13 protein-coding genes and 1 tRNA gene are annotated in these 14,565 nt (G+C 57.6%); 8 read left to right on the top strand and 6 right to left on the bottom strand.

All coding sequences use genetic code 11. The annotated features are described in order from the left end of the window. Positions 1-26 precede the first annotated feature (26 nt). From QMG46_RS13195 to QMG46_RS13175, 5 genes are all read right to left on the bottom strand, one after another. Positions 27-791, bottom strand: coding sequence for a PAS and helix-turn-helix domain-containing protein (locus tag QMG46_RS13195; RefSeq protein ID WP_281848290.1), 765 nt, complete (start codon positions 789-791; stop codon positions 27-29). Between the two features lie 592 nt (positions 792-1,383). Next, on the bottom strand, positions 1,384-3,042 hold the full coding sequence (locus tag QMG46_RS13190) for a flavin-containing monooxygenase (protein ID WP_281848289.1): 1,659 nt from the start codon (positions 3,040-3,042) through the stop codon (positions 1,384-1,386). Positions 3,043-3,112: 70 nt separating this feature from the next. Next, positions 3,113-4,327, bottom strand: coding sequence for an FAD-dependent monooxygenase (locus QMG46_RS13185; RefSeq protein WP_281848288.1), 1,215 nt, complete (start codon positions 4,325-4,327; stop codon positions 3,113-3,115). Positions 4,328-4,420: 93 nt separating this feature from the next. Then, positions 4,421-4,750 carry an antibiotic biosynthesis monooxygenase family protein gene (locus tag QMG46_RS13180; RefSeq protein WP_281848287.1) on the bottom strand — a complete coding sequence of 110 codons (330 nt, stop codon included), beginning with the start codon at positions 4,748-4,750 and terminating at the stop codon, positions 4,421-4,423. A gap of 145 nt (positions 4,751-4,895) precedes the next feature. Further along, on the bottom strand, positions 4,896-5,942 hold the full coding sequence (locus QMG46_RS13175) for a methyltransferase (RefSeq protein ID WP_281848286.1): 1,047 nt from the start codon (positions 5,940-5,942) through the stop codon (positions 4,896-4,898). Between the two features lie 361 nt (positions 5,943-6,303). Between QMG46_RS13175 and QMG46_RS13170 the strand changes: the two genes are divergently transcribed. From QMG46_RS13170 to QMG46_RS13135, 8 genes are all read left to right on the top strand, one after another. Continuing rightward, positions 6,304-7,725: a class II 3-deoxy-7-phosphoheptulonate synthase gene (locus tag QMG46_RS13170; RefSeq protein ID WP_281848285.1), complete on the top strand. Its 1,422-nt coding sequence runs from the start codon at positions 6,304-6,306 to the stop codon at positions 7,723-7,725. 31 nt (positions 7,726-7,756) lie between these two features. Continuing rightward, positions 7,757-8,383 (top strand): isochorismatase family protein, encoded by a 627-nt coding sequence (locus QMG46_RS13165; protein WP_281848284.1) that lies wholly within the window; start codon positions 7,757-7,759, stop codon positions 8,381-8,383. Further along, entirely contained in the window at positions 8,380-10,245 is a 1,866-nt protein-coding gene (locus QMG46_RS13160) for an anthranilate synthase family protein (RefSeq protein WP_281848283.1), read from the top strand. Before QMG46_RS13165 ends, QMG46_RS13160 begins: the two co-directional genes overlap by 4 nt. Continuing rightward, positions 10,242-10,613, top strand: coding sequence for a hypothetical protein (locus QMG46_RS13155; RefSeq protein ID WP_281848282.1), 372 nt, complete (start codon positions 10,242-10,244; stop codon positions 10,611-10,613). The genes QMG46_RS13160 and QMG46_RS13155 overlap by 4 nt, the downstream gene beginning before the upstream one ends. Before the next feature lie 41 nt (positions 10,614-10,654). Continuing rightward, the gene (locus QMG46_RS13150; RefSeq protein WP_281848281.1) at positions 10,655-11,239 is read left to right on the top strand and encodes a pyridoxal 5'-phosphate synthase; all 585 of its coding nucleotides are present in this window, start codon (positions 10,655-10,657) and stop codon (positions 11,237-11,239) included. Positions 11,240-11,244: 5 nt separating this feature from the next. Then, a complete protein-coding gene (locus tag QMG46_RS13145) occupies positions 11,245-12,090 on the top strand; it encodes a PhzF family protein (RefSeq protein WP_281848280.1) in 846 nt (281 codons plus the stop codon). A gap of 44 nt (positions 12,091-12,134) precedes the next feature. After that, positions 12,135-12,623 (top strand): PhzA/PhzB family protein, encoded by a 489-nt coding sequence (locus tag QMG46_RS13140; protein WP_281848279.1) that lies wholly within the window; start codon positions 12,135-12,137, stop codon positions 12,621-12,623. A gap of 621 nt (positions 12,624-13,244) precedes the next feature. Then, positions 13,245-13,320, top strand: a tRNA-Ala gene (locus QMG46_RS13135). 73 nt (positions 13,321-13,393) lie between these two features. Here the strand turns inward: QMG46_RS13135 and tehA are convergent. Next, the gene (tehA, locus tag QMG46_RS13130) at positions 13,394-14,407 is read right to left on the bottom strand and encodes a dicarboxylate transporter/tellurite-resistance protein TehA (RefSeq protein WP_281848278.1); all 1,014 of its coding nucleotides are present in this window, start codon (positions 14,405-14,407) and stop codon (positions 13,394-13,396) included. Between the last annotated feature and the right edge of the window lie 158 nt (positions 14,408-14,565).

Raw genomic sequence — 14,565 nt, 5'->3', positions numbered from 1 at the left:
AAGGCGATCGCCTCCTCACTGAGGCATCAAACTATGACAGGGGCATGCGCCCTACCTCGTAGCACCGAACGAACCTCACCAACATCACTTCGGACGACGCGTAAAACTGAGTCCGGCATGACGTAGTAGTAGCCCATCAAGATGGCTTTCTCGATCAGCTCCTGCTTGGTTAGTACTTCAAACTTTTCTTTCAAGATGGTCACATATTGCTCGACCGTCCGGGACGAAATCGACAGAAACTGACCGATGCGCTTCGCTGTCGCGCCGCGCAGCAGGAAGAACAACACCTCATATTCCCGTCGAGTGATATCCAAATCTGTATCCCCTCCCGCGATGACGTAGCTCACCCCCAGTGGTGAACGGTGACCACCGAACACTCTGCCCGACTCTTGGTGGTAAGGACCCAGGAGGCCAACATTCAGCGCAGACATATCTGTCAAATGCATCAAGATACCGCGCGCCTGGGCCTCTTGATCAAAAAATGGCTTTTTATTGACAAGATACGCATTTATCCTCGCACACTTCATACGGTATACGTTAAAAGTTGTAATCGGCACCTGATTTTCTAATACATATCTGTCTTGTTCTTGAAACGTTTTTGCATGAAACGCCATCTCGCCAGGCAAATCAAAATCGGTCATTCCAACAATGCAATCACCCGAACGCAACCCTGCTATCGCTTTAAATTCTTCATTCGCACAGATAAATACAGAATGCTCATTCTTACATCCACAGGCACCCGGCATCTGATCGATCATGCGCGCAAATGCTTTGCTGATTGTCTGATTCATCTTCCATGTCCTTGCGCTGAGTTGAGTACATCCTCGACGGACTTCACCGCGCCGTCAGCGTCCGCCATCACGATGCCCAAGCCGAGTTCCAGGCACAAAAATCCATGGGTCATTCACTCCGGAATGCCCGATCGAAACTCTTACGAATAGCTCACGTTCTTGCGATGCACGACTTGCCCAGTCGGCCCGCCAGCTGCTCGCCGAATGGATCAACCACCGCAATGTGAAGACGCGACGTGTAGAAATCGAATTACCGATGGGCTTTAACGCATCATCCCATCCCTTCGATCCCACGCCACCGCGATCCAAGGCCGATCACGTCATTTAGGTATCGGCCCTCTTTGCTCAATCGAGGTGCTGCGACCGGATCAGACAATAGTATTGCCATGGTGTCAATTGGCCGTTCGTTAGATTTATTCAAATGACCGTTGACCACTTTGATAAATCTTGAACCAAGCCTCATATTACTAACGGCTCGGCAATCACATCGAAACCGTCAACACCGTAAAAAACCCCTAATAGAAAGCCCCGTGTTGGATAACACGGGGCTTTCTACAACTTCAACTCGATTTTTCTGACTAAGAGATAGGCCCTAGGTCGCTGCCTCTTCTTCGGCGACGTGCTTGGATGCCTTCGTGGGCAACTGATAACCAGCGAAACCGTTTACGCGGATATTGTCCAAGGTCTCACGGTAACCCGCCAGGCCGCCGAAGTAGAAGAGGACTCGATTGGGCCTGCCCGGAAGATTGGCACCAAAGATCCAGGACTTGACTTGTGGAAAGAGGGTATAAGCCGCGATCTGCTTGCATGTCTCGGTCCAGCCCGCTTCGGCTTCAACTGTCGTTTCCACTGTGGCAATCCCTTCCCGCTCGGCATGCCCGATCAGTTCAGCGATCCACTCGACCTGGGTCTCAATACTCGGCGGCAAGTTGCTAAACGCACTATTGGGGCCGAGCACCATGAATAAATTCGGAAATCCATGCACCGTGATGCCCAGATAGCTGGTCGGCTCTTCCTTCCAGTGGTCACGCAGTGCCTCCCCGCTGCGTCCGCGAATGTTCATCTCCAGGTAGCTGCCCTCCACACATTCAAAGCCCGTGGCAAAGGCGAGCACATCGAGCGGATGTTCGATTCCGTCCTCTGTCACCACTCCGGCTGGGGTGAATTCTCGAATGGCATTTGTTTTCAAATCGACCAGAGACACATTGTCTCGATTGAAAGTCTCGTAGTAGCCGTCTGCACACACTGGGCGCTTGGCGTAGAGCTCCGTGGGGCACAGCTTCTTCGCTGTCTCGGGGTCCTTCACGATCTCACGAATCTTGCCGCAAATGAAGGAGGCAGCCGCCTCGTTTGCGGCGGGATCGATGGCAATATCCGAGAACGTGCCGAACATGAACCGAAAACCGTTCCCTGCGTCCCACGCCTGCTGGAAGATGCGCTGTCTCTCTTCGGTAGCCACGCTCATCGCCGGCACCGCGCTTTCTTCAAAACCGCAAGCGATCCGGGAACCTCGAATGCCCTGCCAGTAAGACTGGAAATTGGCCCGGTAGACGTCCACGAACTCCTCGGACATTCGGTTCTCACCTGCAGGCACACAATACTGGGCCGATCGCTGGAAGACAGTGAGATGAGCCGCTTCGCGCGCCGCAGCGGGAATAAACTGAACCCCAGTGGAGCCGGTGCCAATGATGCCCACCCGCTTCCCGGCCAGGGACAGCCCTTCCGGCCAAGCGCCAGTGTGCACTTGGAGCCCTTTAAAAGTTTCGGTGCCCTTGAACTCGGGGATATTACGCTTAGACAAGACACCGATTGCCGTGACCAAGTATCGAGAGTGAAACACAACGCCATTGGCGGTTTCGACTGCCCATTCGGCGGTCTCTTCGTCGAAGATGGCCGACACGATCGCGGTGTTGAACTGGATGTGCTCACGCAGATGGTGCCGATCGACAATCGCATTAAGATAGGCGGACATGTCCGATTGATCGGTGTAGCGACGATGCCATTTCCAGTCCGGATAGGTCTCCTGGTCGAACGAGTACCGGTAGACGGAACTTTCGGTGTCCGATCGAGCCCCTGGGTAGCGGTTCCAAAACCACGTACCACCGACACCACCGCCCTTCTCGAACGCTCGGACGGTAAAACCGAGCTCGTTCTTCAGCTTGTGCAACATGTAGATGCCGGCGATGCCCGTACCGATCACGATTGCATCGAATCGTGTGCTGTCTAGATGCGTTTGGTCATGGTGATTCACGAGGTCACTCCTCAGGGTTACGCTCGCCTGCACAACCCACGCTACTTCCTGCGCCACCTGGCGCAGACGTTCACGCGGTACGCTCGACGATGGCGTTATAGGTTTGGGTAATGTTGGTCAAAGCGGCGGCCTTCTCCTGCTCCGACCGATCAGCCATGGCGCGTTCGGCGGCGTCGCGATCGCGATTGGCATGAACCACCTGGCTGGTGGCCGGTTGACGCACGGCCTCATAGCAGCGAAGCGCACTCGTCACGTCGTCAGATTCGGTGAGCGCATCCGCCAGCGTGAATCCATCAAGGATCGCCTGTGAGCCCCCATGTGCTCCGACCGGATACATGAGATGAGCAGCATCGCCTAATAGCGTGACGCGCCCAGTCCCCCAGTACGTTAGCGGCTCTCGATCCACCATGGAATCGCGATAGACGTTGGCGCTGCCACCCAATAGCTTCTCTAGATCAAGCCATTCCATCCGCCAGTGTTTGTACTGATCCAGGACTTCCTCTACTGACGCCCGCTCCTTGACGGGTGAATTCAGCGCGCTCGCAGGAAGCAATGCATCGGGGACGAGGCAAACCCAATTGATCAAGGCCTTGCCTTCTGATCTGTGGGCGGCACTGATGGGATAAGCAATGAGCCGGCGAGTCTGATTGTCGTTGGCAACAATCATCGTCTCACCATCCAGAAACTCGTTGATCTCAGTGACACCTCGCCACATTTGAACACGAGCATGCCTCACTGCCATCGCCTCGGGATGCAATTGAGCTCGGACGTTGGAACGCCAACCTTCTGCACCGATGAGCAGGTCCGAAATAAGGGTCCGCTGAGCGCCGGACGTCGCATGTCTCGACTCGACGATGACCCCGTCCTTCTCCTCGCGGAATCGGTCAATTCGGGCGCCCCGAATAATGCTTTGATCACCCAGGCGATCTCGAACGGCCTCCAGCAGCATGTGCTGCAGATCGCCGCGATGAAGCGAATACTGCGGAAACCGATGCCCCGCGCCTATGCCACGCAACTCCGTGCCGAGGCGTTGGCCATGCGAGTCACAATAGTCCAGTGCGCGGGTTCGGATGCCGAAGCGATCTAACTGATCATTCAATCCAACAAGCGCCAATTCGGCGATTGCAAGCGGCTGAATATTGATTCCGACACCGACACGCCGAAATTCAGACGCGGCCTCAAGAAGGGTGATGTTGGAGAAGCCACGCGCATGAAGCGCCAGCGCACATGACAAGCCGCCGATGCCCGCACCGGCAATCACGATCTTCGACTGAGTGTTCGCCATGATTGCCGTTCCTGAAGAACTTAGGTGACCGTGGGAACCCGCCCTCGTTGAGCGGGAGCCGGTAACCGGCATCCCGCAGCGATTTGCAGCGAGTTAGACGCTATGGACGGACGAAACCGTGTAAACGTGCGGCGTGGCCTTGGCAAGCTCGGCACTCTTCTTGGCGAAAGGCGCAGCGTTGGGATCTTCACGCGTTGCCTTGATATCGTCCAACGAACGCCACTGCGCATAATTCACCACCCGCGTGCCGTCCTTGCTTGCCAGGATGCTCGCGGAGATGAAGCCTGGGCGCTTGCTGATGACTTTTGCAGCGCCCTCGTTGAGCACCTTGATCAATTCCTGCTGCTTGTCCGGATCGACATCAAACACGTTGATGAAGGTCACGGTCTCATCCGCCTGAATGACAGCCTGTTTCTTTGCCATGATCATTTCCTTCGTTGATTAACCACTGATGGTCGGTGTGAGCTGGCTCACGGGGATCACCTCGCACAGCTTCCGCTGACCGAGAGAGTCTTTACGTTAGTGAACCTACCTCGCAGCGGCATCGGTAATTTCTACGGTTCTTCGATCAAATGGGTACCGCTTCAACAATGCTCATGCCGGTCGGCGTCGAGAGAATGCGATTGATCTGAAATCCGCACGATGACAGCAAGACTTGAAATTCCGTTGCCGTTCGCTCCCGTGCGCCAAGAAGAATCGCCATATGCAGATCGAGCCACTTCCCGAAGAAGGGCGCTTCGCCATCGGGCAGAACCAGCTCGACGATGAGGAGCTTCCCATTCGGTTCGATGGCACGGCGACAGTGGCGAAGGATGGTTGCACTTCGCTCGTCGTTCCAATCATGTAGCAACAGAGACAGGATGTAGATATCGCCTCCGGCAGGCACGGAGGCGAAGAAATCACCGCCTTGTGCAACACACCGATCGCTTACCCCTGCTTTGCTGAGCAAATCACCAGCTGCCGTGGCGACGTGCGGCTGATCGAACAAAATACCTTTGACGCCTGGATTGCGCTTGAGAATGGTGGTTAACAAGGGACCATAACCGGCGCCCACATCGATTACCGTTCCAGCACCTGAAAAGTCATAGGCATCCACCACGGCGCCGGCGACTTCCCGGGTATAACCAGCTTGTGCTTCATTGAAAACCCGGTCAGCCTCGGGCGCGCCTGCCAGATAGCCGAAGTAGCTCGTGCCAAACTGCTTTTCAAAAGCGGTCTCGCCGGTCTTCACGTTGTGAAGCGTGTCAATCCAGGCGCGATATTGTTCTTCACCGTGCATGATGGCCTGCGGGCGCATGGAATTGGGTACATCGGTGCGCAGCAGCGACGCCATCGGCGTCAGGGCATATGCGCCAGGTTGCGCTTCGGTGAAGACGCCGATGCTCGACAGCGCACGCAACAATCGCCGCAGCAAGTCCGGTTGGCTTGCTGTCGCCGAGGCGATCTCCTCGACAGGACGCGGCCCTGCCACCAAGGCGTCGGGGACGCCCAACTTCGCAACGACGTAGAGCGCCTGGGTTACCCAATAGCCGGTAATCATTTGCAAAAGTGCGTAATGCGGCGGCATTTCGACGGTCGCCGATTCATCAATCGTGGCTTGCGCCAGATGAGACATGATGCTCTCTCCTAAGTTTAGGTTTGTGGGGAACCGGCTGCAGCACTCACAACGCCGGTCGCCATGCAAACTAACCCGAGAGCAAAACGATGAGTTACGTGGTTTATACGGTTAAACGTTGAATTTTGTTTTGCTAATTTCATATCGACCGGGCTCTCCGATCAGGGCAAAAGGTTTATGCAACCTTACCTTCCCGCTGAGCCGTGGCATTCATTGCAATTGTTGAACAGCTCTCGACGACCAAAGGCTCAGCCACTGTGTTGCAGCCTGAACATCGTTCAGGGCGTTCGATGGTGGCAACCCAACGACGTTCAAGCGGGGTGCTGCATAAGCATCCTTGCATCACAGTGAGGTCACCGCGATGGTTGCTTCATCGACTGCGACGACATCTGACGAGAACTGGTCCCCTGACTCGTGGCGGAGTCGGCCGGCGCTTCAGCAGCCAAGGTATCTGGATGAGATGAGGTTGGCGCAAGTTGGGCAGCGGCTGCGCGAGCTGCCGCCACTGGTCACTTCCGGCGAAATACTCGAACTCAAATGGGCTATTGCCGAAGCGCAGGAAGGCCGCCGGTTCCTGCTTCATGGCGGCGACTGTGCGGAAAGCTTCATTGACTGCACCAACGAGATCATCGTCAATCGCCTCAAAGTGCTATTCCAGATGGGCCTTATCCTTGCCCACGGCTTGAAGCAGCCGGTGATCCGGCTTGGTCGCTTCGCTGGCCAGTATGCAAAACCACGCTCAAGCGACATCGAAAGCCGGGACGGTGTGACGCTACCCTGCTACCGCGGCGACATCGTCAACGGACTCGACTTCGATCCCATCAGCCGAGAAGCCGACCCGGAAAGGATGTTCCAAGCCCACGCTTTCTCTTCATTGACACTCAATTTCACGCGAGCGCTTGTCGAGGGTGGCTTTGGCGACCTGCGCCGTCCAGAATTCTGGCGACTGGACTGGATCGATCAGTCCCCGAGCGCCGTCGAATATCGACGCGCAGTGGATGAGATCGCTGACTCTCTCCGTTTCATGCAGACGCTCGGTGGACACATCGTCGAAGACCGCCTTCATGGCGGCTTCTACACCTCACATGAAGGTCTTCTGCTCCACTACGAGGAGGCATTGACCCGGGCAGTGCCGCACCGGGGTGGCTGGTATAACCTCTCGACCCATTTTCCCTGGCTGGGCATGCGCACAAGCGCCCTCGAAGGTGCCCATGTTGAATACTTCCGAGGCCTCAGCAATCCCATAGGGGTGAAGATCGGCCCCACCTTGCAACCTGACGATCTGCTGCGACTGATTGATCGATTAAACCCATCGGATGAGCCTGGCCGCCTGACGCTAATCACGCGAATGGGCCGCAATCACATTGAGCAGGCGTTGCCCCCCATCCTGCGCGCGGTCAGTAATGCGGGACGGCGAGTGCTGTGGGTTGTCGATCCCATGCATGGGAACACCGAGACCACCCAAAACGGCTACAAGACCCGTCGATTCGAGAAGATCAGGGACGAGCTGGATCTAGCGTTTTGCATCCACGCCAGTGAGGGAACACGACTGGGTGGTGTTCATCTCGAAATGACGGGTGAGGACGTCACCGAGTGCCTGGGCGGTGCTCGGTCCCTCGACGAGACTGACCTTGGTCGTGCCTATAAAACGACCGTCGATCCTCGTTTGAATTACGAGCAGGCAATGGAGCTTTCGATGTTGATTGCATCCGCGAACCGGGCTACTCGGCCATCGGCGTCCCTCGATGAGCGCAAAAATCTGAGTCTCGCTGGTGCGCTCTGATGCGCCTCCAACTTTTCAGCAAGGCGACGACATGAGCGGCATTCCCTCCATTCAGCACTACTCCTTGCCAACCCTTCACCAACTGCCGAAGAACATTGCTCGGTGGTCCATTGACCCGAATCGGGCCGTGCTGCTCATTCATGACATGCAGCGATACTTCTTGCGCCCGTTCGCCGAGGCCGGGCTTGATGCGCGGTTGATCGAGAATGCAGCCACATTGCGCAACTACGCGGTCTCGACGGGTATGCCGGTGGCCTACACCGCCCAACCCGGGGGAATGACGTCGGACCAACGGGGGTTGCTCAAAGACTTCTGGGGCGCCGGGATGCATGTGGATCCCGCAGATCGCGCGGTCGTTGACCAGCTCGCGCCCGATCCAGACGACTGGCTGTTGACCAAGTGGCGTTACAGCGCCTTCTGGAACTCAAATTTCCGGGATCGGATGCGAGAGGCGGGCCGTGATCAGCTCATCATCGGCGGCGTCTACGCTCACATTGGTGTTTTGACCACTGCAATTGAGTCGTTTTCCAATGACATTGAGACGTTCGTGGTGGCGGATGCGACTGCGGATTTCTCGCTGGATCATCACATGATGGCGCTCAACCATGCCGCTCGCTGCTGTGCAGTGGTCCTCACGACCGAGCAGGCACTGGGATGAAAACTTCACTGCTGCAACAGATTGTCGGTGGAACCGTCGGCTATGAGGCCTATGCCTTGTTGTGGCGACTGGAACGAGGCTCAACCCCGACACTGGAACTCCTGGCCGGCCAAGTCCATCACCATGAGTGCTTTTCGGATCTTCCTCCGCTGAACACCGTGGATGACGAGTTGCTGGTCCTAGTCCCCTATGCCCAATTGCGAGAGCGTGGCTACTGCTGCCTGGATGGCGGAGAAAAACTCCAAGCCATGCATGTCACCCATCGTGAAGAATACCCATTGGTGGAAGCCTTGGAGGCGATCCCGCTGGTCGACTCCACTGTCTCGACGGGTGACTTTGACATTGATGACGCCGCCTACGAGGCAATCGTGCGCCAAGTTATCGACGATGAAATCGGTCGCGGGGAAGGCGCTAACTTTGTCATCAAACGCACGTTCACGGCTGACTTCACGAATTATGCGCCCGCCGTTGCCCTCGCCGCCTTTCGCCGGCTTGCGCAACAGGAGACCGGCGCCTACTGGATCTTCCTCTTTCACACGGGTGATCGCACCTTCATTGGCGCCAGCCCCGAGAGGCACATCAGCCTGGATCATGGCACCGCCACGATGAACCCGATCAGTGGCACCTACCGCTACCCCGCGTCCGGTCCGACGCTATCCGGGGTGATGAGCTTTCTGGCGGATGCCAAGGAAAAGGACGAGCTCTACATGGTGGTCGATGAAGAGCTCAAAATGATGGCCAAGTTCTGCCCACGTGGCGGTCGGGTCTTTGGTCCCTTCCTCAAGGAGATGTCTCGGCTCGCCCACACCGAGTATTTCATTGAGGGGCGCACGTCGGCCGATCCGCGTTTCATCCTGCGTCAGACCTTGTTCGCACCGACCGTCACCGGTAGCCCCATCGAAAACGCGTGCCGCGTGATCGCGCGGAATGAGCCTACGGGCCGCGGTTACTACGCTGGCACTCTCGCCTTGATCGGGCGAGATCAAGAGGGTGCGGACCAGATGGACTCGGCCATCTTGATCCGCACGGCAGAAATCAACGCAGCGGGCAGAATGTCGATTAGCGTGGGCGCCACCATCGTCCGGCACTCCGATCCGTCCTCTGAGGCAGCGGAGACGCGGGCGAAGGCAAAGGCCCTTTTGGCCGCTCTCGGCCATCGATCCAATCGCGGTTTTGCCAACTCGCCGGAGGTCCAGGCGGCGCTGAGCCAACGCAATGGTGCTATTGCCAACTTCTGGCTCACCGAAGCCGAAGACCGGATCCGCGTTGATGCCTCCCTCAAAGGCCAGAAGGTTCTCATCGTTGATGCGGAAGATGCATTCACCGCCATGCTCGCTCAACAGCTGACAGCCATCGGCTTCGATGTCACCGTCAAAAGCTACTGCGACCCGGGATTGCTGCAAGAGGTTTACGATCTTGCCGTCTTGGGCCCCGGTCCAGGAGATCCCAGGGACACCTGTGATCCCCGCATCGTCAGTATGCGCGACGTGATGCGGCAGATGCTTGCCCGCCAACAAGCCTTCTTTGCTGTCTGCCTCAGCCATCAAATTCTGTGCATCGAATTGGGCCTTGAACTGGTGCAGAGGCATGAGCCCAATCAGGGTGTCCAGCGCGAAATCGACTTCTTTGGTAGCACTGAGCTTGTGGGCTTCTACAACACGTTTGTCGCCAAGTGCGATTGCAGCTGCTTCAGCGTGCGCGACGACCTCCGCATCGAAGTCAGCCGCGATACGCAATCGAATGAGGTGCATGCGCTTCGTGGACCGCGCTTCGCTTCAATTCAATTCCACGCCGAATCGCTCCTAACCCAGCGTGGCGTCGACATCATGGCTTCCAGTATGAAACGGGTGCTCGCTCTATGATCGCAACCATCAGTTGGTGGAACCTCACTGAGTCCACCCAAACCATCGAGTCCCTTCGTCAATACCTGAATGATGAAGGGGTCGCTCCCTGGGAAGCGATCCAAGGCATGCGCTCCAAGTTCTGGATGTCTGATCCAGACAAAAACCTCTGGGGCGCCGTGGTTGTCTGGAATTCGCCCGAATTTCTCACACAACCGTTGCCACCCAATCGGGCAACGGAACTCATTGGCTACCCACCCACCTGGCGCACCACGTTCGACGTTGAGGTACTGATCGACCAAGGCGTCATTGTCTCCACCGCCATGCACTCGCCGCCACCCAATTCCCAGCCCATCGCTGTCGACAATCATCTTGAGAACGCGCTATGACAGAGTATGACACCGCCACGGTGGCCCCTCCGGATGGATGCGTGTTCGACGCCCCTCCATCCGAACCCCTCGGCATCCTGCGCGCATGGCTCAAAGCCGCTGGCCTGCGCCAAGTTCCAGAGCCCGGTGCCATGGCACTGGCCACCGCTGACGAACGGGGCCACGCGTCCAATCGCATGGTGCATCTACTCGAAGTTACCGAGCGGGCACTCATCTTCACCTCTCACGCCAGCAGCCAAAAGGGACGCGAGATCGCCCTCACCCAATGGGCTTCCGGTGTCCTCTATTGGCATGACACGAAGCAACAGATCATCCTATCGGGGCCAACCAATTGCGTAACGGGCGACGTGTCCGATGCCCTTTGGGCGCGTCGCTCACCCGCCACCTACGCGATGTCCATCGCCTCGCACCAAAGTGCTCCCCTGGGCAGTGAAGACGCCTTGCGTGCCCTCGCTCGCCAATTGGGCGAGACACCCGATGCCCTCCGACGCCCCGATGGTTGGGTGGGTTATGCCTTGCAGCCCGTCGCGATCGAGTTTTGGCAAGCCTCATCCGATCGGCTTCATCGTCGGCTTCGCTATGACGCCACAGATGGCGGTTGGACCCACCGGAGACTGCAACCGTGAGGCCCATGGACTACGAAATCGCAGATGTGTTCACGGAGACACCTTTCCAAGGCAACCCCGTCGCGGTCTTCGTCAACGCGATCGGCCTGGAGGCTACGGACATGCAACGCATTGCCCGGGAGTTGAACCTGTCGGAAACGACATTCGTGTTTCCCCCATCTGCCGACGGCGATTTTCATGTTCGCATTTTCACCCCCGTCAATGAACTGCCCTTCGCCGGTCATCCCACGCTGGGCACGGCCATCGTTCTGGGCAACAAATGCGACAAGGCGTCGCTTTCCCTTGAAACCGCGATGGGGACGGTTCCGTTTCGCCTTGATCGGGATCATCAGGGCGGCCTGCGCACCGCAAGCATGGTTCAGCCCATCCCGACCTGGGAACCATATGCACATGCTGAAACGTTACTTCGAGGCCTCGGCCTGACCGACTCCACGTTACCCGTGGAGATTTACCGCAATGGGCCTCGACATGTCTTCGTTGGCCTGCCCGACCGTGACGCGCTCTCGGCCTTGAAGCCCGATCTGCGCGTTCTCGCGACGCTCGAAGACATGGCCGCCAATTGCTTTGCCCGTGACCAGGATCACTGGCGGATGCGTATGTTTTCACCCGCCTATGGGGTCGCCGAAGATGCGGCCACAGGCTCCGCAGCGGGACCTCTCGCGCTGCACCTCATTCGCCATGGCCTCCTCGACTTCGGCACGGCGATCGAGATTTGGCAGGGCGTCGAAATGGGGCGCAAATCGGTCATGCATACCGTGGTCGAGGGCAATCTTTCCTCAATTGGCCCCATCCGTGTATCCGGGGCTGCGGCCATTGTTGGACGAGGGGTTCTCAGCCGTTGGCGCCCGTAGGACCCGGCTCACCTGTTTTCGAATCTTCATCAAAGGAGCGACTGATGGCAACTTCCCCCGAACTCCAACCCGCTGCAGCGCAGGATGACCTCCGATCGCGCAACCGCCGTGTCGTAGAGGACTATATGAGCCGACGGGGCGAGGGCCGGCTTACCCGCTATCTCTTGTTCACCCAGGACGGCAGTGGTGGCCTGTGGACCAACGACACCGGCATGCCCATCATTTCAAAGGGGCACGATGGGCTCAAAGCCCATGGCGTATGGTCACTCCAATGCTTCCCCGATTGGGAGTGGAAGAACATTCAAATCTACGAGACTCAAGACCCCAACCGGTTTTGGGTTGAATGCGACGGCGAAGGTAAGATCCTGTTCCCAGGGTATCCACCCGGCTACTACGCGAACCACTTTATCCACTCGTTCCTCATGGAAGACGGCAAGATCAAGCAGAATCGGGAATTCATGAATCCCTATGAGCAAATGAAAGCGCTTGGCATCCCTATTCCAGGGATCAAGCGAGAAGGGTTGCCGCAGTAAGCCCACGAACAAATCCAGTTTCAAAAAAGGCCGCATAAGTGCGGCCTTTTATCTCATCTTCGGCTCACTGGCACCGTCATGATCGGCGAGACAACAACCGGTCGTCCCGATAGCCACCCAAGCTCCACACCATAGGGCCCAACAGGGAATATGGTCCCGGCTTTATTTCTTCTATTGAGCACATCCATGAAACACGACGTTTTGTCTTGGACCGCGGCGTTGTAGACGGCGCCGAGGACTTGGAACCGACGCGTGATAGTGACAGGTTTGAGTCGCAGTGGATTGTCTTGATGGTCCACACGGTGATGCCGCAAGTGCTCCACCACGTTACTCAGATGCTGTCGAGCCACTTCATGCGGGCGCCTCCAAACGTTCACCCTGTTTGCTGGTGCGCGTCAGGGGGAACTCCATCGTCCGTCGCTGCCCTCAGATTGCCCCTAATGCCTTCCTGAGAACAATTTCCCTCCTGAAATTCGTTTCGGTCATCGACGGTTTTCGCGCCATCCCATCCTTCAAGAGGATGAGGCAACAACCCCGACAAACCCTTGGCGCGCCTTTGTGGGTGCCTGCCGGAACCGATATTGGCAGGAATCGTGAGGGTTGATATGATTGGAGCTTCGTGGGGCGGTAGCTCAGCTGGGAGAGCGTCGCGTTCGCAATGCGAAGGTCGGGAGTTCGATCCTCCTCCGCTCCACCAATTCATACCAGCCAAAAAGCCTTGGAAACTGACTGTTTCCAAGGCTTTTTTGTTTGCCCGCCCTGCAACGATTTCAGGTGGCTTTCTGGGGCACTGTGGGTATCGGCGAAGCGGGCGTTTGCGCAGGCGGAAACAGCCTACCCGTAATTAGCAACCCGATGGTCCCGGCCGCGATACCCAACACAAGCACGTTTGCCAGAACGAACAGGACCGGTGCCAGCATGGCCATGGCGCCGTGCGGATCGCCGATCGATACGCGAATGGTTGCGCCAGCTAATGCCGTCGCGCCGAACGTGAACGCCCAATAGGATGCACCGAAGGGTTGTTCGGCGATCCAGCGGCTCATCCGAATGAGCAGCAGGGCCTGGAGCAAGGCATAGCCAATCAGCATGTGCACCACCAGGTCGGAATGAGCGCCGCTCACCGACAGGTAGCAAACCGCACCGACCGCGGGAGGCGCGAGCTGAATGCCCAGCGTAGGCCGCAAGGCAGGCGCGAGAGCCGGTGCGGTGTAAAGCCGATGAAGCAGCACGGACTCTACCGCCAACCACGTAAAGAATCCGCCGCCAAAGGCCAGTTGCCCCCACTCCGGCCAACCCACGCTTGCCAGGACGATCCCGCATACGAAGCATCCGGCGACCAACGGCAAATAGAGCACCGGCGTGGTCGCTGCTGGATCGCGCCCACCCCGCCAAAGAACACCCGTGCGCCAGAGACCGAAGAAGACCGTAAAGGCAGCGCCGATCAGGAGCAAGGCGATTGCTGCGGGCCGGGAGTAAGGCAGGACGCCTTGAGCGACGAGCATCGTGGCGACACCAGCCAATCCAATGAAACAGCATTGAACGGCGTGTACGGCTTCCTCTTTTGCAACGGCGGGGGCGACAAGCCATTTGCATCCGTACAGCACGGTGATCAGCAGCCATGCGAGCACGGTGATCGCAACGAGTACCTCGCCGACGATGGCTGGAAGCGCCCAGACCACATGAGCCGCCCGCCAGTCGTTGGCCAAGCCCGCCAGTCCAAGCACGATGCCAAAAAACGACGCGGGCACACGTGGAAACGAATGTGATGCCACTGGATCAGTCATGTCGTGTTGCCTTTTACTGGGTGGATTGAGCGTTATGTCGCTTTCGATGTAAGGCGGACTCTAGAGAGACTCGGTTTCAGCTTGAAGCGCATGGGGTTGGACGCTGCATCCAATGAGTTGCCCCTCAGTTCCCCCTATCGTCATCCCGGCGCAGGCCG

Origin of the sequence: Dyella sp. GSA-30 (genome assembly GCF_027924605.1) — a bacterium.
Lineage (GTDB): Bacteria > Pseudomonadota > Gammaproteobacteria > Xanthomonadales > Rhodanobacteraceae > GSA-30.
Note: the sequence above shows the minus strand (reverse complement) of the source record. Positions and strands in the feature narration are given on the sequence as shown.

Bases quoted from the DNA above. Each gene is read 5' to 3' on its own strand.
- QMG46_RS13195 (WP_281848290.1), bottom strand. From the start codon at position 791: ATGAATCAGACAATCAGCAAAGCATTTGCGCGCATGATCGATCAGATG.
- QMG46_RS13185 (WP_281848288.1), bottom strand. From the start codon at position 4,327: ATGGCGAACACTCAGTCGAAGATCGTGATTGCCGGTGCGGGCATCGGC.
- QMG46_RS13180 (WP_281848287.1), bottom strand. From the start codon at position 4,750: ATGGCAAAGAAACAGGCTGTCATTCAGGCGGATGAGACCGTGACCTTC.
- QMG46_RS13175 (WP_281848286.1), bottom strand. From the start codon at position 5,942: ATGTCTCATCTGGCGCAAGCCACGATTGATGAATCGGCGACCGTCGAA.
- QMG46_RS13170 (WP_281848285.1), top strand. From the start codon at position 6,304: ATGGTTGCTTCATCGACTGCGACGACATCTGACGAGAACTGGTCCCCT.
- QMG46_RS13165 (WP_281848284.1), top strand. From the start codon at position 7,757: ATGAGCGGCATTCCCTCCATTCAGCACTACTCCTTGCCAACCCTTCAC.
- QMG46_RS13160 (WP_281848283.1), top strand. From the start codon at position 8,380: ATGAAAACTTCACTGCTGCAACAGATTGTCGGTGGAACCGTCGGCTAT.
- QMG46_RS13155 (WP_281848282.1), top strand. From the start codon at position 10,242: ATGATCGCAACCATCAGTTGGTGGAACCTCACTGAGTCCACCCAAACC.
- QMG46_RS13145 (WP_281848280.1), top strand. From the start codon at position 11,245: ATGGACTACGAAATCGCAGATGTGTTCACGGAGACACCTTTCCAAGGC.
- QMG46_RS13140 (WP_281848279.1), top strand. From the start codon at position 12,135: ATGGCAACTTCCCCCGAACTCCAACCCGCTGCAGCGCAGGATGACCTC.
- tehA (WP_281848278.1), bottom strand. From the start codon at position 14,407: ATGACTGATCCAGTGGCATCACATTCGTTTCCACGTGTGCCCGCGTCG.